At 69.2% G+C, this 18,352-nt stretch carries 13 protein-coding genes; 6 read left to right on the top strand and 7 right to left on the bottom strand.

The features are described 5' to 3' along the window. The first annotated feature begins 117 nt into the window (after positions 1-117). Positions 118-1,146 (top strand): hypothetical protein, encoded by a 1,029-nt coding sequence (locus H6A07_RS05755; protein WP_239471103.1) that lies wholly within the window; start codon positions 118-120, stop codon positions 1,144-1,146. Between the two features lie 43 nt (positions 1,147-1,189). Here H6A07_RS05755 and H6A07_RS05750 read toward each other — a convergent pair whose 3' ends face one another. Continuing rightward, entirely contained in the window at positions 1,190-2,959 is a 1,770-nt protein-coding gene (locus H6A07_RS05750) for a 1-deoxy-D-xylulose-5-phosphate synthase (RefSeq protein ID WP_204813981.1), read from the bottom strand. A gap of 198 nt (positions 2,960-3,157) precedes the next feature. Between H6A07_RS05750 and feoB the strand changes: the two genes are divergently transcribed. Continuing rightward, positions 3,158-5,512 carry a ferrous iron transport protein B gene (gene feoB, locus H6A07_RS05745; protein ID WP_204813980.1) on the top strand — a complete coding sequence of 785 codons (2,355 nt, stop codon included), beginning with the start codon at positions 3,158-3,160 and terminating at the stop codon, positions 5,510-5,512. Between the two features lie 119 nt (positions 5,513-5,631). Then, positions 5,632-6,399, top strand: coding sequence for a TIGR00730 family Rossman fold protein (locus H6A07_RS05740; protein ID WP_204813979.1), 768 nt, complete (start codon positions 5,632-5,634; stop codon positions 6,397-6,399). 119 nt (positions 6,400-6,518) lie between these two features. On the opposite strand, the gene H6A07_RS05735 is transcribed toward H6A07_RS05740, so the two are convergent. Then, the gene (locus H6A07_RS05735; protein WP_204813978.1) at positions 6,519-6,773 is read right to left on the bottom strand and encodes an HPr family phosphocarrier protein; all 255 of its coding nucleotides are present in this window, start codon (positions 6,771-6,773) and stop codon (positions 6,519-6,521) included. Positions 6,774-6,919: 146 nt separating this feature from the next. On the opposite strand from H6A07_RS05735, the gene H6A07_RS05730 reads away from it, so the two are divergent. Continuing rightward, a complete protein-coding gene (locus H6A07_RS05730; protein WP_204813977.1) occupies positions 6,920-7,435 on the top strand; it encodes a DNA-deoxyinosine glycosylase in 516 nt (171 codons plus the stop codon). 86 nt (positions 7,436-7,521) lie between these two features. Here H6A07_RS05730 and H6A07_RS05725 read toward each other — a convergent pair whose 3' ends face one another. The 5 genes from H6A07_RS05725 to H6A07_RS05705 all read right to left on the bottom strand — a co-directional run bounded on the left by H6A07_RS05725 (position 7,522) and on the right by H6A07_RS05705 (position 13,906). Beyond that, positions 7,522-8,475 (bottom strand): carbohydrate kinase family protein, encoded by a 954-nt coding sequence (locus tag H6A07_RS05725; protein WP_204813976.1) that lies wholly within the window; start codon positions 8,473-8,475, stop codon positions 7,522-7,524. 156 nt (positions 8,476-8,631) lie between these two features. Continuing rightward, positions 8,632-10,023 carry a glycoside hydrolase family 32 protein gene (locus tag H6A07_RS05720; RefSeq protein ID WP_204813975.1) on the bottom strand — a complete coding sequence of 464 codons (1,392 nt, stop codon included), beginning with the start codon at positions 10,021-10,023 and terminating at the stop codon, positions 8,632-8,634. Between the two features lie 80 nt (positions 10,024-10,103). Next, entirely contained in the window at positions 10,104-12,077 is a 1,974-nt protein-coding gene (locus tag H6A07_RS05715; RefSeq protein WP_204813974.1) for a PTS beta-glucoside transporter subunit IIBCA, read from the bottom strand. Positions 12,078-12,223: 146 nt separating this feature from the next. Continuing rightward, positions 12,224-13,207: a LacI family DNA-binding transcriptional regulator gene (locus tag H6A07_RS05710; RefSeq protein ID WP_204813973.1), complete on the bottom strand. Its 984-nt coding sequence runs from the start codon at positions 13,205-13,207 to the stop codon at positions 12,224-12,226. Positions 13,208-13,306: 99 nt separating this feature from the next. Further along, positions 13,307-13,906, bottom strand: coding sequence for a TetR/AcrR family transcriptional regulator (locus tag H6A07_RS05705; RefSeq protein ID WP_204813972.1), 600 nt, complete (start codon positions 13,904-13,906; stop codon positions 13,307-13,309). 120 nt (positions 13,907-14,026) lie between these two features. Between H6A07_RS05705 and H6A07_RS05700 the strand changes: the two genes are divergently transcribed. Then, positions 14,027-14,728 carry an ABC transporter ATP-binding protein gene (locus H6A07_RS05700; protein ID WP_204813971.1) on the top strand — a complete coding sequence of 234 codons (702 nt, stop codon included), beginning with the start codon at positions 14,027-14,029 and terminating at the stop codon, positions 14,726-14,728. 10 nt (positions 14,729-14,738) lie between these two features. Further along, positions 14,739-18,347: an FtsX-like permease family protein gene (locus H6A07_RS05695; RefSeq protein WP_342636566.1), complete on the top strand. Its 3,609-nt coding sequence runs from the start codon at positions 14,739-14,741 to the stop codon at positions 18,345-18,347. Positions 18,348-18,352: the final 5 nt, after the last annotated feature.

Below are 18,352 nucleotides of genomic sequence, written 5' to 3'. Positions count from 1 at the left end.
AGAGTCGCTGACGGGAGCTCGGGACCGGCGTCCGTGCCGCCGGCTTCGCAGTCCGCCGCCCAGTCGCCGTCGGCGCCCGCCCGGCGCAAGGGTCGACGGGGTGCCGTCGTCGCCGTTGTGATTGTTGCCGTGGTGGCGATTGTTGCCGCAGCAGGCGCGGGGCTCTACTTCAGCGGGGCCCTCAACGGGATGCTCGGGCGCGTGAGCGTGCCAGACGTCGTGGGCGAGAAGCCCTATGATGCGCTGCAGGACCTCAGGTCCGCGTCGGACGCCTGGCAGGTCACGCTCCTGGACGAGGGTGGGCAGGCCGTCGAGGTGACGGACGAGTTCTCGTACCAGTTCTACGAGGTGGGCTCCGTGAGCCCCGAACCCGGGTCGGTCCTGAACGCCGCCGACGAAAGCCAGGGCGTTGTCGTGACGCTTGACAAGACGCAGCGCCAGCTCGAGCGCGAGCATCTGATCCAAGGGGAGATTGACCGAGGGCCTCTCAACAACGTGACGAACGAGACCTGCTCCGACCAGGGATGCTACGTGGAGTTCACGTCCACCATGGGGGTGGACGCGCGCCAATGGGAGTGGTGCTATGACGATGGCACGGAGGACCCGAGTGTTGCTTACTACCAGGACCTGGCCAATCAGCTCGGCACGTCGGTGGTAAGCTCCGTCTACTCGACGGACGGCACGCTCGTCGCCCTCTACACGAGCGTTCGCGACGAGGCGGATGAGGAGGAGGCCAACCGCACACGCAATCGCGCCCAGCAGATTCTGGACGACGCCAAGCAGAGTGCCCATGACTCCGCCGATGACCTGCTCTCGCAGCTCTGTCCCTACATAGCGCAGACGGATACGGATTTGCTTCAGGGATCGCTCTCGAGTCTTGGCGCCTCCGGTTCCGGCGAGGTGACGGTCAGCTACGAGCTGGACGACACGAGCGTGCGCATCACCGAGCGTGGCGACTTTGATGGATCGGCCTGGCCCACCAAGCTCAGCACGAACGGAACGGAGGGGGTATACGAGCAGACGGCCGACTTCCTCACCGCCTGCACGGACCGCTCCGTCGAGTACACCATCGTCAACAACAGGGGCGACGTGCTCTTTAGCTATAGCGCTCCGGCTGGCTCCTACGATCCCGTCATAACCGAGTAAACCCGCCCGACGGGGCGGGAACAGAGATAAGGCCTTGACCGCGCTACGCGCGCAGGGCAGCCAGGGCGTCCGCCGTGACGCCCTCGACCGTGATGCCGCAGCGGGCGAGAAGATCGGCGGGGTCGTAGCGGTCGACGAAGGCGCGCGGCAGGCCGTAGCAGAGGACGCGCACGTCGTCGGCGGCCAGCTCGCGGGCGCAGCGCTCGCCGAAGCCGCCGTCCAGGACGCCGTCCTCGAGCGTGACGATCACGCGGTGGCCGGCCGCAAGGCGGTCGAGCAGGTCCTCGTCCGGCGCAGTGGCCAGGCGCGGGTTCACCAGGGTCGCGCGCACGCCGGACGCGGCCAGGGCGTCCGCGATCTTCTCGCCCAGCGGGAGGAAGTCGCCGAGGGCGAGAAGCGCCACCTCGGAGCCCTCGCGCAGGACCTCGAAGCCGTGCGCGTAGTCCTCTGCCTGCGCGAAGTCCGGCCGGGAGGTTACGCCGCCCGCCACCGGCACGCGGATGGCCACGGGGCCGCCCTCGTGCTCGATCGACCAGGAGAGCATGTCGAGGTACTCCTCGATGCAGGTGGGCGCGAGATAGGTGAGGCGCGGCATGGTCCCCAGCATGGGGATGTCGAAGAAGCCCAGGTGGGTGACGTCGGTGGTGCCAAAGGCCGAGGCGCCGAAGACCAGGATCGTCACGGGGACGTCGTTCAGGCAGAGGTCGTGCCAGAGCTGGTCGTAGGCGCGCTGCAGGAAGGTGGCGTAGATGCCGAGCACCGGGCGGGCGCCGCTGCGGGCGAGACCCGTCACGAAGCTCACGGCGTGCTCCTCGGCGATGCCCACGTCAATGAAGCGCCTGCCCGCGCGCTCGCGCAGCTCTGGCGTGAAGCCCATGATGTAGGGCGTGGCGGCGTTCACCGCGACGACGCGCGGGTCGGTGCGCATCCAGTCGAGCAGGAGCGCGCCGGTGACGTTGGCGTAGTTCTCGTCTGCGGGGTGGGCCTTCGCGCCGGGAAGGACGGTGCCCGTGGCGACCTCGAACGGCACGGCGTGGTGCCAGCCCTCCGGGTTCGCGACGGCCGGCGCATAGCCGTGGCCCTTCTGGGTGTGAACGTGGAGAACCACCGGGTGGTCCGTTCCGCGCAGCTCGGAGAGGGCGGCCTCAAGCGCGGCGACGTCGTGGCCGTCCTCGAGGTAGCGGTAGTCGAGCCCGAGGGAGCGGAACACGTTGTCCGGGCTCGTGCCGTGCGTGCGCCGCAGCTCGGCGAGGTTGCGATAGATCCCGCCGTGGTTGGGCGCGATGGACCACTCGTTGTCGTTGACCACGACGATGAGGCCGCTGCCCAGCTCGGCGGCGTTGTCCAGGCCCTCGAAGGCGAGCCCGCCGGAGAGCGACCCGTCGCCGATGACGGCCACCACGTCGTACGTCTCCCCCGCGAGGTCGCGCGCGGCGGCCAGGCCGCAGGCGAGGCTCACCGAGGTGGAGGTGTGGCCCATCGAGAAGAGGTCGTGCTCGGACTCGGAGGGGTTGGAGAAGCCGGAGACCTCGCCGTAGCGCGCCGGGTCGAGGTAGGCGCCTGCGCGGCCGGTGAGCATCTTGTGCGCGTAGGACTGGTGCGAGACGTCAAAGACGATCTTGTCGCGTGGGGTCTCGAAGACGCGGTGCAGGGCGATCGTGAGCTCGACGGTGGCCAGGTTGGAGCCGGTGTGGCCGCCGGTCACCGAGGTGCTCTCGATGATCGCGGCGCGAATCTCGTCGGCGAGGGCCGGGAGCTCGGAGGCGGGGAGGGCGCGCACGTCCTCGGGCGAGCCGATGTGCTCGAGATGCATGTCCCTCCTCCCTCCTCTCTGATCGCCATGGCTCTTCAGCATCTCATATTTGGGGTCCGGAGTTGTGTCACATATGCGGAAATGCCGCTGGCCGCAGTTGCGGCGGGCGCGGCCCAGCACGGGCCTACGGTAGCGCTCGGCTCCCACGGCGTCGCCACGCGCTAGAATTGCGTGCGGACACAGCGCGAGGAGGAACAGATGAACCTGGACGAGCTGGAGATCGGCAAGGACGCCGTGGTGGCGTCGGTGGACTGCGACGAGCCGTCGCTGCGCCAGCACATCCTGGACATGGGGCTCACGCCGGGCGTGGAGGTCACGCTCATGAAGCGCGCCCCGATGGGCGACCCGCTGGAGATCCGCCTGCGCGGCTACGAGCTCACGCTGCGCCGTGACGACGCGCGGCACATCGCGCTCACCCAGGTGCACGACATGCACGACCTCCCGCAGGGCCGCGAGCGCCTGGAGGCCTCCGACCACCCTGCCATCGGCGAGAAGTACGCGCCGCGCGCCACCGGAAAGGCCATCCCGGAGGGCCGCCCGCTCAAGCTGGCGCTCGCCGGCAACCAGAACTGCGGCAAGACCACGCTCTTCAACGCGCTCACGGGCTCCAATCAGCACGTGGGCAACTTCCCCGGCGTCACCGTGGACCGCAAGGACGGCCAGATCAAGGGCCATCCCGAGGTCACGGTCACGGACCTGCCAGGCATCTACTCGCTCTCCCCGTACACGAGCGAGGAGGTGGTCTCCCGCCGCTTCATCCTGGAGGACGACCCCGACGCGATCATCGACATCGTGGACGCCACCAACATCGAGCGCAACCTCTACCTGACGCTGCAGCTCATGGAGCTGGACCGGCCGATGGTGCTCGCGCTCAACATGATGGACGAGCTCACGGGCGGCGGCGGCACGGTGAGCGTGAACCGGCTGGAGGCGGCGCTCGGCATCCCCGTGGTGCCCATCTCGGCCGCGCGCGAGGAGGGCATCTCCGAGCTCGTGGAGCACGTGCTACACGTGGCGCGCTTCCGCGAGCACCCGGGCCGCGTTGACTTCTGCTCGCCGGACGGCCCGGACGGCGGTGCGCTCCACCGCTGCATCCACGGCATCTGCCACATCATCGAGGACCACGCGGCCGCCGCGAGCCTCCCGGTGCGCTTTGCGGCGACCAAGCTCATCGAGGGCGACCACCTCGTCCAGCGCGCGCTCGGCCTGGAGCCCAACGAGCTCGATGCGGTGGAGCACATCATCTCCCAGATGGAGGAGGAGTCCGGGCGCGACCGCATGGCGGCGCTCGCGGACATGCGCTTCTCGTTCATCGAGCGCGTCTGCGCCGAGTGCGTGGTCAAGCCGCGCGAGAGCCGCGAGCACGCGCGCTCGGTGGCCGCCGACCGCATCCTCACGGGCAAGTACACCGCGATCCCGGTCTTCATTGCCATCATGGCGCTCGTCTTCTGGCTCACGTTCGACGTGATCGGCCAGCGGCTCTCCGACCTTCTGGACCTGGGCATCCAGTGGCTGACGGCGCAGGTGGACGCCGCGCTCACCGCCTTTGGGCTCAACCCCGTGGTGCATAGCCTGGTCATCGACGGCGTCTTTGCCGGCGTGGGGAGCGTCCTCTCCTTCCTGCCGATCATCGTGGTGCTCTTCATCCTGCTCTCAATCCTCGAGGACTCTGGCTACATGGCGCGCGTGGCCTTCGTGATGGACAAGCTGCTGCGGCGCCTGGGCCTCTCCGGGCGGAGCTTCGTGCCGATGCTCATCGGCTTTGGCTGCAGCGTGCCCGCGATCATGGCCACGCGGACCCTGCCCTCCGAGCATGACCGCAAGATGACGGTCATGCTCACGCCGTTCATGAGCTGCTCGGCCAAGGTGCCGGTCTACGCGCTCTTCTCGGCCGCGTTCTTCCCGGAGCAGGCGGCGCTCGTGACCATTGCGATGTACGTGATGGGCATCGTGGTGGGGATCTTGGTGGCGCTCGTGCTCAAGGGGACAGCCTTCAAGGGCGACCCGGTGCCCTTCGTGATGGAGCTGCCCAACTACCGCCTGCCGGCGCCGCGCACCGTGGCGCGCCTGGCCTGGGACAAGGCCAAGGGCTTTGCCACCAAGGCGTTCACGGTCATCTTTGTGGCGAGCGTGGTGATCTGGTTCCTGCAGACCTTTGACGTGCGCCTCAACGTGGTGGACGACCAGGCTCAGAGCATGCTCGCCGCGCTGGGGGCGCTCCTGGCCCCGCTCTTCGCCCCGCTCGGCTTTGGCGACTGGCGCGCGGCGGCGGCCCTGGCGGCCGGCTTTGGCGCCAAGGAGAACGTCGTGGCCACGCTGACGGTCCTCATGGGCGGCACGACGGCGGGCCTGCCGGAGCTCTTCACGCCGCTCACGGCGTTCGCGTTCCTCACGTTCACGCTGCTCTACACGCCGTGCGTGGCCGCGGTCTCCGCAGTGCGCGGCGAGCTGGGCACCCGCATGATGTGGGCCGTGATCGCCATGCAGTGCGGCGTGGCGTGGGTCGTGGCGCTCGCGGTGCGTCTCGTGGGCATGGCGCTCGGGCTGGGGTAGGCCGTCGGCCGCACGTCCTTCTCGCCCGCGCGCAAAACGGGTACACGGACCACATGGGCCGCTTACCTGCCGCTGACCCGAGCGGCGTAGCGTGGTTCTCCCACAGGAAGGAGAAGAGCATGGCGGACGAGAAGGGCGAGAGGGACGAGAAGTACGAGGAGCTCGGCACCACCTACCATCGCGGCCCGGTGATCCTGCGCGGGCCGATGATCCCCTCGGACACGACGACCGGCAACCTGCTCGCGCCGGAGGACTCCACCGACTGGCTGCACATGGACCCGTGGCGCGTGCTGCGCATCCAGGCGGAGTTCGTGGACGGCTTCGGCGCGCTCGCGGAGCTGGGGCCGGCCGTGACCGTCTTTGGCTCGGCGCGCACGCCGCGCACGGACCCGCTGTATCGCGCCGCGCGGCACGTGGGGCGCAAGCTCGCGCAGGCCGGCGTCGCCGTGATCACGGGCGGCGGGCCCGGCATCATGGAGGCGGCCAACTGCGGCGCTGCCCGGGCGGGCGGCAAGTCCGTGGGCCTGGGGATCGAGCTGCCGCACGAGCAGGGCATCAACAAGTGGGTCAACCTGGGGATGTCCTTCCGGTACTTCTTCGTGCGCAAGACGATGTTCGTGAAGTACGCGAGCGGGACCATCGTGTTCCCCGGCGGCTTCGGCACGCTCGACGAGGCGTTTGAGCTGCTCACCCTCGTGCAGACGCACAAGGTGGCGCGCATGCCGGTGGTGCTCTTCGGGACCGAGTACTGGGGCGGGCTCATGGACTGGCTCGAGGGGACCGTGCTGGACGCGGGCAACATCTCGCCGCTCGACCCGGAGCTCGTCGTGATGACCGACGACGAGGACGAGGCCGTACGCGTGGCGCTGAGCGAGATCAGGCGGTAGCGCGCGGTGTCGGGCGGGACGGGACCCATGCCCGGCGCTCAGACAGCTTCGCCGCAAAGGACGCGGCTGCAGAACTCGCGGCGGGCATAGGTCCCTTCCCGCCGGATGCGACATGCCTGCTAGAACGTCGCCATGATCTTGCGAAGGGCCTCGGCGGCGGTGGCCTCGTCGGGGCCGTCCACGCGCACGATGATCTGCTCGCCGGAGCGGACCCCGAGCATCATGAGGTCCATGGGCTGCGAGACCCCGACGGAGCGCCCGGCGTGCTCGAGGGTCACGCGGCTGCGCCAGCGCTGCGCCTCGCTGGCGAGAAGGACCGCGAGCTGCACGTGCAGCCCCAGCGGGTCGGTGATGGTGCAGGGAATCTCGAGCATGGCTTCCTCTCCGGGGGTCGAGGTGGCGGCCCATCTCCATAAACCTTACGTTCGCGCGCGCCATCCGGTACGGGAAAGTCGCCGAGCGCGTGGGCGGCCGCCGGCGGACGGTAGCGCGGGCGCGGCGAGCGCGCTACCATGACCGCATGAACGCCTACCAGCACATAGCCCACGGATTTGAGCCGGTCTTCGACGAGCGCAGTCGGGTGCTCGTGCTGGGGTCGTTCCCGTCGGTGCTCTCGCGCGAGAACCGCTTCTACTACGGCAACCCGCGCAACCGCTTCTGGCACGTGGTGGCCGACGTGCTGGGCGAGCCGGAGCCCGCGACGGACGACATCGCCGGCAAGCGCGCGCTGCTGCTGCGCCACAGCGTCGCACTGTGGGACGTGATCGAGAGCTGCGACGTGCGCGGGTCGGCGGACGCCTCCATCCGGAACGTGGTCCCGGCGGACGTGGCACGCGTCACGTCCGTGGCGCCGATTCGCTCCGTGCTCTGCAACGGCGGGACGGCGGCACGCCTCTATCACCGCTGGCTGGAGCCCGTGACGGGCATCGCGGCCGGGACGCTGCCGTCCACGAGCCCGGCGAACGCCGCCTGGTCCGCGGAGCGGCTTGAGGCACGCTGGCGCGAGGCCCTTCTCGCCGCGCTTGCCCCCGAATAACGTACAGAATTTGCTTCAGATATGTATATCCCCAGTTGAAAATAACGTACATGTCGAATTATGTGCGTTATTTCCCTGGGTCACCGTTACGCGCCGAGAAGGGCCTCCACCTCGGAGCGCTCGGGCATCGCGGGGATGGCGCCGCGCTTGCGGACGCAGAGGGACGCCACGGCGTTGCCCAGCCGCGCGAAGCTCGCGGCGTCCTCGACCGTGACGTCGCCCGCCGCCTTGCCGCTCTCGCAGAAGCCCGCGAGGAAGCCGCCCCAGAAGGAGTCGCCGGCGCCGGTGGCGTCCACGGCGTCCGCCGGGAAGCCCGTCACCTCGGCGCCGCCGTCGGCGCATCGCACGTAGGCGCCGCCCGCGCCGAGCGTCACGGCAACGACCTTGGGGCCGGCCGCCAGGAGCGCTGTCGCTGCGGCCTCGGGGTCGGCCTCGCCCGTGAGCAGCTCGCACTCCTCGTCGGAGAGCTTCATGAGGTCCATCTGCGGCACCACGGCGCGCATCTGCTCCACGGCCGCCTCGCGCGAGGGCCAGAGGTTCGCGCGGTAGTTGGGGTCGTAGGAGAGGGTGCAGCCGGCCTCGCGCGCGCAGGCGAGCGCCGCGAGCGTGGCCGAGCGGGCGGGCTCGTCGGTGAGGGAGAGCGAGCCCACGTGGAAGACGTGCGAGTCGGCGATCACGTCGCGCGCCAGCTCGTCGGCCGTGATGCGGGTGTCCGCGCCGGGCTTGCGCGCGAAGGAGAACTCGCGCTCGCCGTCCGGCGAGAGGGCCACGAAGGCGAGCGTCGTGAAGGCGTCCGGGTCGGAGATCAGACCCGTGGTGTCGATGCCCTGCTCCTCCAGGGTGGCGCGCAGGAACTCGCCGTGCATGTCGCAGCCCACCTTGCCCAGGAAGGCCGTCTTGTGGCCGAGCTTCTCCAGCGCCACGAGGACGTTGGCGGGCGCGCCGCCGGCGTTGCGCTCGAAGAGGCGCTGGCCGCCTGCGGAGGTGCCGGCGTCGGTGAAGTCGATGAGGAGCTCGCCCAGTGCGGAGACGGAGAACATGAGGGGTCCTTTCGTTGGCGGAATCGATTCCACACCCATTATCGCCCGTCATGCGCGGCCGCGCCGCTCTTCTCGGCAAAAGGTCCTTCCGGACGTGGAAAAGGGACCGCCCCTTTTCCACGTCACGCGGCGAGAGGCCGGCGCTGCCCGGGATTTCTAGTACGTCCCCGCCATGCCGTCGCCCATCTCCCAGACGTGGAAAAGGGACGGTCCCTTTTCCACGATCGCGAGGGTGTCCGCGCGGGGGAACCAGCGGGTGGCAAAGGCGAGCTCGCCGTCGTTCGCAAAGACCTCGACGGCGGAGCTGTCGATAAGGACGCGCAGGTCGCGCAGGTCGTCGCAGGGGGCGCTCCGCTCCGTGCGGCCGCAGCCCACGGCGTCGTCCGAGAAGCGCAGCGCAAGGCGCGCGCCGTCCCAGGAGACGGTGAGCGCGTCGTCCAGCGTGAGCTCGAGCGGCCCCGCGACCCGCTCGGCCACCACGTCCGCGCGGTGCTCCGCGAGCTCGAGCGTCCCGCCCGCCGCGAGCTCGTGCCGCGCGCCGCGCAGCGCCTCCAGCTCGCGCGCCGGCCGCTGGAGCAGCACGCCGTCCGCGCCGGCCGTGACCTCGCGCGGGACCGTGAGGCAGTGGCACCACGAGAGTCCCTCGGGTGCGCTCTCCCAGCTCACCTCCGGCACGCCCATCCAGCCAACCAGCAGCGTGCGGCCGGACTCGTCCACGAAGGTCTGCGGCGCGTAGAAGTCGAAGCCGCGGTCCCAGCGGCGGAAGCGGGCGGTGTCGAGCATGGTCTCGCCTGCCCGCCCGAGCGTCTCGCCCTCGGGCAGCGGCAGGTAGCCGGACTGGTCGCGCACGCCGTTCGCCCAGGGCAGCCCCTGCATGCCCTGCGGGCAGAGCGAGAGCCACTCGCGCCCGTCGAGCGCCACGCGGTCCGGGCACTCCCACATGAAGCCGAAGGGCTCGCCGGTCCGCACGGTGCCCGCGTTCTCCCAGGCGAGGCCATCGTCCGAGTGCAGCTTGAGCACGAGCCCGCAGTCGTTCTCGTCGCGCGCGCCCAGGGTCATCCACCAGGTGCCGCCCGCGCGCCAGACCTTGGGGTCGCGCACGTGGCGGGTGCAGAACGCCGGGTAGTCGGCGTTTCTCAGCAGGACGTTCTTCTCGCCCATCTGGTAGCCGTCCGGGCTCTCGATGAGGATCTGCACGGAGCGGCGGCCGTCGTGCACGTAGTCGAAGTCGCCGACCTCCTTGACGTTGCCGGTGTAGTAGAAGCGCGCGCCGCCGTTCACGGGCACGGCGCAGCCCGAGTAGGCGCCCGAGGCCTCGTCCGGCGTGTCCGGCGCGATGACAAAGCCGCGGCTCACGGCGCGCCAGCTCACGAGGTCGTCGCTCGCAAAGTGGCCCCAGCCGCGCGGGGCGTGCGGGGCGGGCCAGTCGGGGCTGTACTGGAAGAACACGTGATAGGTGCCGTTCAGCTGGCAGAGGCCGTTGGGGTCGTTGAGCCAGCCGGTCGGGGGCATGAGGTGAAAGCCCATGCGCCAGGTGTCGTGTGACATGAGGCTCCTTTGTGTGAGGAGGCGGCCCGTCCGGCACGGGCCGCCCCGGAAGGAGGGACAGGGACAGATGACTTCCGGCGTTACGCCAGGTCCACGAGGGCGTCGCCGGCGTGCACCTCGGCGCCCGCGTGCGGCGTGACCTCAGCGTAGGCGTCGGTGTTGGTGACGATGACCGGGGTCACGGGGTCGAGCCCGGCCGCGCGGATGGCGTCGAGGTCGACGTCCATGAGGAGCTGGCCGGCCTCCACGTGGTCGCCCACCTTGACGTGCGCGGTGAACGGCTTGCCCTCGAGCGTCACGGTGTCGATGCCGATGTGCATGAGGACCTCGCAGCCGGCGTCGGTGGTCATGCCGAGCGCGTGGCCGGTCTCGGCGAGCACGGTGACGGTGCCCGCGGCGGGGGCGCAGAGCCTGCCCTCGGTGGGGCGCACGGCGGCGCCGGTGCCCATGGCCTCGCTCGCGAAGACGGGGTCGGGGACCTCGGTCATCTTGATCGCGGTGCCGCTCATCGGGGCGAGAAGGACCTCGGCGCGCACGGCGGGCGCGACGTCGGTCACCGCAGCGACGGCGGCGTCGGCCGCGGCGGCGGAGAGGGCGGCGGCGTTGGCCTCGTCTGCGGCCGGCGCGCTGACGGACGCCTGGACGACGGGCTGCTCGGCGGCCGCCTCGGGGTCCCTGTAGAGCGCGTAGGAGATCGCGAAGGCCACGACGCCCGCGATGGCGAACATGATCACGTACTGGACGGGCTGGTTCAGGCAGAGCAGGATGCCAAAGATGCCGGTGACGCCGGTGCCCGCAGCGGCGAGCCCCACAATCGAGGCGAACATGGCGCCCAGGCCGCCGCCGATGCAGCCGGCCACGAAGGGCTTGAAGAAGCGGAGGTTCACGCCAAAGATGGCGGGCTCGGTGATGCCCATGAACGCGGAGAGCGAGGAGGGGAGGGCGAGCGAGCGGATCTTGACGTCCTTGGTCTTGAGGGCCACGGCGAGGGCGGCGCCGGCCTGGCCGATGTTGGCGGCGCTGGCGAGCGGCAGCCAGTAGGTCACGCCGTACGTGGCGATCTGGCCGAGGTCGATCGTGGTGTACATCTGGTGGATGCCGGTGACGACTGTGGGGGCGTAGAGGGCGCCCATGATGAGCGAGCCCAGGCCGAGCGGCAGCGTGAGCAGGAACTGGATGCCGCCGAGGATGGCGTTCTCGGCCCAGACGAAGATCGGGCCGACGGCGAGCATGGTGACGTAGGCCGTGGCCGCCACCGAGACGAGCGGCGTCACGAAGAGGTCAAAGGCCTCCGGCACCACCTTGTGCAGGCGCTTCTCGATGAAGGCAAGGATGCCGCAGGCGATGACGATGGGGATGACGTGGCCCTGGTAGCCGGTCCACTCGATGGAGTAGAGGCCGGGGATGACGGCGTAGGTCTGCTGCACGCCCTCGGTGGCCACGGTGTTGGCGTTCTGCAGGCCCGGGTTGATGAGCAGCATGCCCACGACGGCGCCGAGGTAGGGGTTGGCGCCGAAGGCCTTGGCCGCGGAGAAGCCGATCAGGATCTGCAGGAACGTGAACGCCGTGTTGGAGACGAGGTTCAGGATCTGATACCACGCGTTGTTGGTGTCGAGCGTGATGAAGCCGTTGGTGTCCATGAAGGAGAGGGCGCTCATGATGCCGAGCAGCAGGCCCGAGGCCACGATGGCCGGGATGATGGGCACGAAGACGTCTCCGAGGAGCTTGATCGCGCGCATGAACGGGTTGGTCTGCTGCTGCGCGGCGGCCTCCTTGACCTCAGCCTTGGTGGCGGCGGTGATGTGGCCGAGGTCGATGAACTCGTCGTAGACCTTGTTCACCGTGCCGGTGCCGTATATGACCTGGAGTTGCCCGGACGCCTTGAAGTTGCCCTTGGCGCCGGTCGCGTTGTCGACCTTCGCCTGGTCGACCTTCGCGTCGTCGGCGAGCACGAGGCGCAGGCGAGTGGCGCAGTGCGCGGCCGAGACCACGTTGCCGGGCCCGCCGATCGCGTCCAGGATCTCCTGTGCCGCCTGCCTGTAGTCGAGTGCCATTCGGTCCACCTTTCCCTCGACGTTCCTCATATGAGAACGTTCCCATATGAAATCGTTCCCACAATACGACGAGAAGAACAAACGGGCGGAGCTGATCCGCGAGCGGCATGTTCTTGTCGGTGAACGGTGGTTTGCTCGAGGAGGCGTCAGCGGGTGGAGTTTCTCGTCACGACTTCGTAGCTCATCTTGATGCGGCGCGTGACGCGCTCTTCGCCGGACATGAGGTCCACGAGCATCTTGGCCGTCTCGGCACCGGACGTCTTGTAGTGGAGGTGGACCGTGGTCAGCGTGGGGGTGACGATCTGCGATATCTCCGAGTCGTCCATGCCGGTGACGCTGACCTCCTCGGGCACGCGGTGGCCGTACTCGCGCAGGCAGGTGAGCGCGCCGTAGGCGATCGAGTCGGTCGCGCACACGATGGCGTCGAGCTCGGGGTAGTCCTCGAGCAGCGCCTCGGCCTGCTCGTAGCCGGAGTCCAGGGTGAAGTCGGCGATGCGCAGGGCCCGCTCGGGCACCTCGACGCCCGCCGCGGCGCACGCGTCCAGAAAGCCCGCGCGGCGCATCTGGCCCACGGCGACGTCCTCCTCGAAGACGCCGATGTAGGCGGGGTGGCGCGCGTCGCGCAGGGCGACCGCCGCCACGTCGCGCATGCCCTCGCGGTCGTTCTGGTAGACGCAGGAGCAGAGGTCCACCTCCTGGTCGAGCACCACGATCGGCACCGGCAGGGCGGCGATGGCCTCGCGGTGCTCGGGGGTGACGACGGTGGCGATGAGGATGACGCCGTCCACCTGGCTCTTCTCGGCAAACAGGTGCAGGTAGTCCACCTCGCGTGCGGCGTCGTTGTCGGTGTTGGCGAGCAGGACCTGGTAGCCGGCGTCGTTCAGGACGAGCGTGATTCCGGCGACCATCCGGCTGACCGAGGCGGAGTTGATCTTGGGGATGATGACGCCGACGACGTTGGTCTTGCCGGTTCGCAGGGTCTTGGCCTGGCGGGAGGGGACGTAGCCGGTGCGCTCGATGACGCGGCGGATGGCGGCGCGCTTCTCCTGGGAGACGTAGCCGTCGTTCAGGTAGCGCGACACCGTGGCACGGGAGACCCCGGCCATCTGCGCGATCTGGTTGATGTCCATGTTAACGTTAACCTCCTCAGCCACACAGAGTGTAGCGCATGCGCGGCCCCTTTGCCGAGCCATTGGAGGGGCGCTCCGGCGGCAAGGCGGGCGCCGCCGTCACGCGACGAAGCTCGCCGGCGTGCGGTCCTTCAGCGAGCAGATCATGGCGGCCACCTGCTCGGGAGACTCGCGGCCCCCTCGCGTGAGCCAGAGGTTGATGACGGCCATGACGCTGCCGAGCACGACCTCCCGCGCATACACGGCGGGGTAGGTCCCGTCGCCTCGGACCCGCTCCCCCGCGGCCTCGAGCCCCTCGTCGAGCAGCGTCCCTATGACGCGCGTGAGCTTTGAGCGGAACTGAGGGTCGCCCCCCGGTCCGGAGATCGCCGCGACGAAGGAGAAGTCCCCGTACACGTAGGCGAGGGCCGCGCGGACGCGCTCGTAGGGGAAGAGGTCGCCCCCCTCCGCACCGCGCCCGTCGCCGGAGAGCAGGTTTTTCTCGAGCTGGGCGATGACCTCGCCCTCGAGCTGGTCGAGCAGGTCGTACTTGTCGACGAAATGCAGGTAGAAGGTGCCACGGTTGATTCCGGCCCTTCGCGTGAGGTCGCTCACGGTGAGCTCCTCGAAGCCCTTATCGCCGATGAGCCCGGCAAGGGCGGCCTTGATGCGCGCCCGTGTCCCCGTGCTCCTTGTCGTGTTGCCCCTGCGCATGTGCATCCTCTGTCCGTTCTCCTTAAATGAACAACACGTTGATTATTGTTCATGAATAAGTATGGAGCAATGGGTATAGTCCATTCCGCATCCAATCAACACGTTGTTCATTTAAGGAGAGAACCGATGCCCTACATAGACGTCCGGCACGAGACCAAGCGCTACGAGGGCGGTGCCACGCCGGTGGTTGCAAACAACGACGTGAGCTTCTCCGTCGAGCGCGGCGAGCTCGCCGTGATCCTCGGTGCCTCGGGAGCGGGCAAGTCCACGCTGCTCAACATCCTGGGCGGCATGGACTCGCCGAGCGAGGGGCAGGTGCTCGTGGACGGCAGCGACATCGCCACCTACACCTCCCACCAGCTCACCAACTACCGGCGCACCGACGTGGGCTTCGTCTTCCAGTTCTACAACCTCGTGCCCAACCTCACGGCACGGGAGAACGTGGAGCTCGCCTCGCAGATCGTGGAGCATGCCGAGGACCCCTCGCGGGCGCTCTCCGACGTCGGCCTGGCCCACCGCGAGAACAACTTCCCCGCGCAGCTCTCCGGCGGCGAGCAGCAGCGGGTGGCCATAGCGCGCGCCGTGGCGAAGAACCCCAAGCTGCTGCTGTGCGACGAGCCCACCGGAGCGCTGGACTATCGCACGGGCAAGCAGGTGCTCGGGATTCTCGAGTCCATGAGCCGCGAGCGCGGGGCCACGGTCGTCATCGTGACGCACAACGCGGCCATCGCGCCCATCGCCGACCGCGTGATACGCATGCACGACGCCCGCGTCGCCTCGGTCGAGACCAACGCGGCGCCCACGCCCATCTCCGACATCGAGTGGTAGGGAGGCTGATGTGACGACACAGGCGACGCGCGGCTCGGCGAGAAGGGCCGGCGGATCTGCGCTCCGCAGGGACTTCCTGCGCTCCGTGGGACGCTCGAAGGGGCGCTTCGTCTCGATCGTGCTGCTCATGGCGCTCGGTTCGTTTGCGCTCGTGGGCCTGTTCGTGGCCGGTCCCGACATGCGGTCGACTGCCCGGGCCTACTTTGACGGGCACGACCTCGCGGACGTGACCGTGATCTCCGACTTTGGCCTCGATGCCGACGACGTGACGGCCATCGGGCAGGCGAGCGGGGTGCGCGAGGTCGAGTACGGCTACTTCAAGGACGTGACCATCGACGGGACCACCACGGGCGTGCGCGTGATGTCGGCCACGGACGAGCTGTCGCAGTTCGAGCTCGTGGACGGGCGCATGCCCGAGGCCGCAGGGGAGATAGCCCTGGACTCCGACCTCGCCGAGGACTACCCGCTCGGCGAGACGATTCGCGTGGACGAGAAGGCGGACTCCGTCTCCGGCTCCACCGTGCTCTCCGAGGCTGAGTTCACCGTCGTGGGCCACGTCAACTCGAGCGAGATCGTCTCGACCGTCAACATGGGGCAGTCGACGGCGGGCACGGGCTCGCTCGCCGGCTATGCCGTGGTCACGCAGAGTGCCTTCGACTCGGACGTCTACATGCTCGCCCGCCTGGCCTTCGACGACACCGAGGGCATGGACCCGTACTCGGACGCCTATCGCGACGCCGTCCAGGCGCACAAGGACGAGCTCGAGGAGCTTCTCGCCGATAGGCCCGCCGCACGGCTCGCCACGGTGCGCTCGCAGTACCAGGAGCAGATAGACTCCGGCCAGGCCGAGGTCGACGACGCGCGCTCCGCGCTCGACGACGCGGCCGCCCAGCTCGACGACGCGGCGGCGCAGATCGCCGACGCCGAGAGACAGATTGCCGACGCCCGGTCCGCGCTCGACAGCGGCGTGGCCGACGGGCAGGCGGAGCTCGACGCCAGCTGGGCGCTGCTCGAGGTCTCGGCCTCCCAGCTCACTGACGCCCGCGCGCGGCTGGAGGCGGCTGCGGCGCAGATCGCGGACGGGGAGGCGCAGCTTGCCGCCGCGCGCGAGCAGCTCGCGTCAGGGCAGGCGGAGTTTGACGCCGCGGAGGCTCAGCTCGCCGAGGCGCGCGCGACCCTCGATCGGATGCAGACGGAATACGACGACGCGGCGGCGGAGTTCGCCTCCGCGGAGGCGGCCTACGAGCAGCAGTGGCCCGCCGTGAGCGCCCAGTGGGAGGCGTCCTCGGCGACCTGGGCCGAGCTCGACGCCCAGCGAGACGCCATCGCCCAGGCCATCGAGACCTATCAGGCAATGGTCGACGCCGACCCAACCGACGAGGACGCAGCTGCGATGCTCGCCCACTACCAGGGCCTCTCGCAGAGCCTCGCCCAGCTCGACGAGCTCAAGGCGGGCTACGATCAGCTCGCGTCCTTCGCTGAGGGCCGAGACGAGCTCCAGGCGCAGCTCGACGCGTCCCGGGCGCAGCTCGACGCGGGCTGGGCGGAGTACGACGCCGGCATGGGCGAGCTCGCCGAGAAGGGCGATGTGCTCGAGGCCTCCGGCGCGGCCCTCAGCGAGAGGTCCGCGCAGCTCGACTCTGCGCGGGCGAGCTACGACGCGGGACGGGAATCGTACAACGAGGGGGTCGACGCCTACAACGAAGGTCTCGACGCCTACTGGGCGGGCGCGGCCGAGCTGGAGAGCTCCCGTGCCGACGGCGAGGCCCAGATAGCGGACGCCGAGGACGAGCTCGCCGAGAGGCGCGGAGAGTACCTCGACGCCCTCGACGAGTACGAGTCCGCCCTCCCGGACGCCGAGGAGGAGATCGCCGACGCCGAGACGGAGCTTGCCGAGGCGCGCGAGCGCATGGAGGGCCTTGCCACGCCCTCCTATGACGTGGACTCCCGGCGCGAGACCCCCGGCTCGGACGCCTACGTGACCTACGACACCATCTCGGAGATCGTGGACTCGCTCGCCCTGGTGTTCCCGGTCTTCCTCTACCTCGTGGCCGCCCTCGTGACGCTCACCACCATGACGCGCATGGTGGACGAGGAGCGCGTCAACTCCGGCACGCTCAAGGCGCTCGGCTACTCCGACGCCGCCATCGCGCGCAAGTTCGTGGCATACGGCGCCATCTCGGGCGGCGCCGGCGCGCTCGTCGGCATCGCGCTCGGCCACACGCTGCTGCCGTGGATCGTCTACCTCGCATACGGCGGGTCCTTCACGCTCCCGCCGATCCAGCTCTCCTTCTACCCGGGCATCACCGTGGTGGCGCTCGTTCTGGCCGGGCTCTGCTCGGTGCTTCCCGCGTGGCTGGCGGTCAAGCGCGAGCTCTCCGAGCGACCGGCCCAGCTGCTGCTGCCCAAGCCGCCGCGCTCCGGCTCCAAGATCTTCCTCGAGCGCGTGCGGCCGCTGTGGAACCGGCTCTCCTTCACGCACAAGGTCACGGCGCGCAACCTCTTCCGCTACAAGCAGCGCATGCTCATGACCGTGGTGGGCGTGGCGGGAGCCGTCTGCATGCTCGTCACGGGCTTCGGCGTGCGCGCCTCGATCCAGGAGATGGGCGGGCGCCAGTTCGGAGAGATCATCCGCTACGACATGATCGTCGCGGACGCGAGCTCCGCCACGGACGCCGAGGTCGACGAGGTCGAGGCGCTTCTCGCCGACGAGGCGGTGGTGGAGAGCAGCCTGCCGGTGCACTACGAGAGCGCGTCCAAGGTCGCCGGGGAGGCAGGGGACCGTCAGGACATCACGCTCATCGCCTGCGAGGACGCGGAGGGGCTCGACCGCTACGTGGGGCTCGCCGAGCGCGCGAGCGGCGAGAGAATCGAGCTGGGCGAGTCGGGGGCCGTGATCTCAGAGCGGCTGTCGAGCCTGACCGGCGCGGGCGTCGGCGACGAGCTGACCTTCGAGGACGCCGAGGGCGTCGAGCGGAGCGTCACCGTGACCGGCGTCACGGAGATGTACATGGGACACTTCGTGTTCCTCTCGGCGGACGCCTACGAGGACGCGTTCGGGAAGTCCTTCTCGCCCAACGCGAGCCTGGTCATCCTGGACGACGGCTCCACGGAGGGAGTGGAGCGCGCGGCGACGCGCTTTATGGAGCTTCCCGGGGTGGCGGGCGTGGTACAGAACACGGCGCTCGAGGACCAGGTCAACACCATCGTGGACTCGCTCGACATGATCATGGAGGTGCTCATCCTGGTGTCGTCGATGCTGGCGCTGGTCATCATGTACAACCTCACCAACCTCAACGTGTCGGAGCGCATGCGCGAGCTCTCCACCATCAAGGTCCTGGGCTTCCACACCAACGAGACCACGATGTACATCTATCGCGAAACCGTCATCCTCACGGCGCTGGGCCTGCTGGCGGGCTTCTGCCTGGGCGTGGGGCTCCACGAGTACATCCTGTGGGTAGTGCCGCCGGACAACGTGATGTTCAACCCCGGTCTCTCGGCGATCGAGTTCATCGTGCCCACTGCCGTGATCTGCGCGATCACGCTGGTCCTGTACTTCGTGGTGCTCCACAGGCTGCGCCATGTCGACATGCTCGAGGCCCTCAAGAGCGTGGACTAGAGGAC

This window comes from Olsenella uli, assembly GCF_016899935.1.
Taxonomy (GTDB): Bacteria; Actinomycetota; Coriobacteriia; order Coriobacteriales; family Atopobiaceae; genus Thermophilibacter; species Thermophilibacter uli_B.
The sequence above is the reverse complement of the archived record's forward strand: the minus strand, read 5'-3'. Positions and strand labels throughout refer to the sequence as shown.

Bases quoted from the DNA above. Each gene is read 5' to 3' on its own strand.
- H6A07_RS05750 (WP_204813981.1), bottom strand. From the start codon at position 2,959: ATGCATCTCGAGCACATCGGCTCGCCCGAGGACGTGCGCGCCCTCCCC.
- feoB (WP_204813980.1), top strand. From the start codon at position 3,158: ATGAACCTGGACGAGCTGGAGATCGGCAAGGACGCCGTGGTGGCGTCG.
- H6A07_RS05740 (WP_204813979.1), top strand. From the start codon at position 5,632: ATGGCGGACGAGAAGGGCGAGAGGGACGAGAAGTACGAGGAGCTCGGC.
- H6A07_RS05735 (WP_204813978.1), bottom strand. From the start codon at position 6,773: ATGCTCGAGATTCCCTGCACCATCACCGACCCGCTGGGGCTGCACGTG.
- H6A07_RS05730 (WP_204813977.1), top strand. From the start codon at position 6,920: ATGAACGCCTACCAGCACATAGCCCACGGATTTGAGCCGGTCTTCGAC.
- H6A07_RS05725 (WP_204813976.1), bottom strand. From the start codon at position 8,475: ATGTTCTCCGTCTCCGCACTGGGCGAGCTCCTCATCGACTTCACCGAC.
- H6A07_RS05720 (WP_204813975.1), bottom strand. From the start codon at position 10,023: ATGTCACACGACACCTGGCGCATGGGCTTTCACCTCATGCCCCCGACC.
- H6A07_RS05715 (WP_204813974.1), bottom strand. From the start codon at position 12,077: ATGGCACTCGACTACAGGCAGGCGGCACAGGAGATCCTGGACGCGATC.
- H6A07_RS05710 (WP_204813973.1), bottom strand. From the start codon at position 13,207: ATGGACATCAACCAGATCGCGCAGATGGCCGGGGTCTCCCGTGCCACG.
- H6A07_RS05705 (WP_204813972.1), bottom strand. From the start codon at position 13,906: ATGCACATGCGCAGGGGCAACACGACAAGGAGCACGGGGACACGGGCG.
- H6A07_RS05700 (WP_204813971.1), top strand. From the start codon at position 14,027: ATGCCCTACATAGACGTCCGGCACGAGACCAAGCGCTACGAGGGCGGT.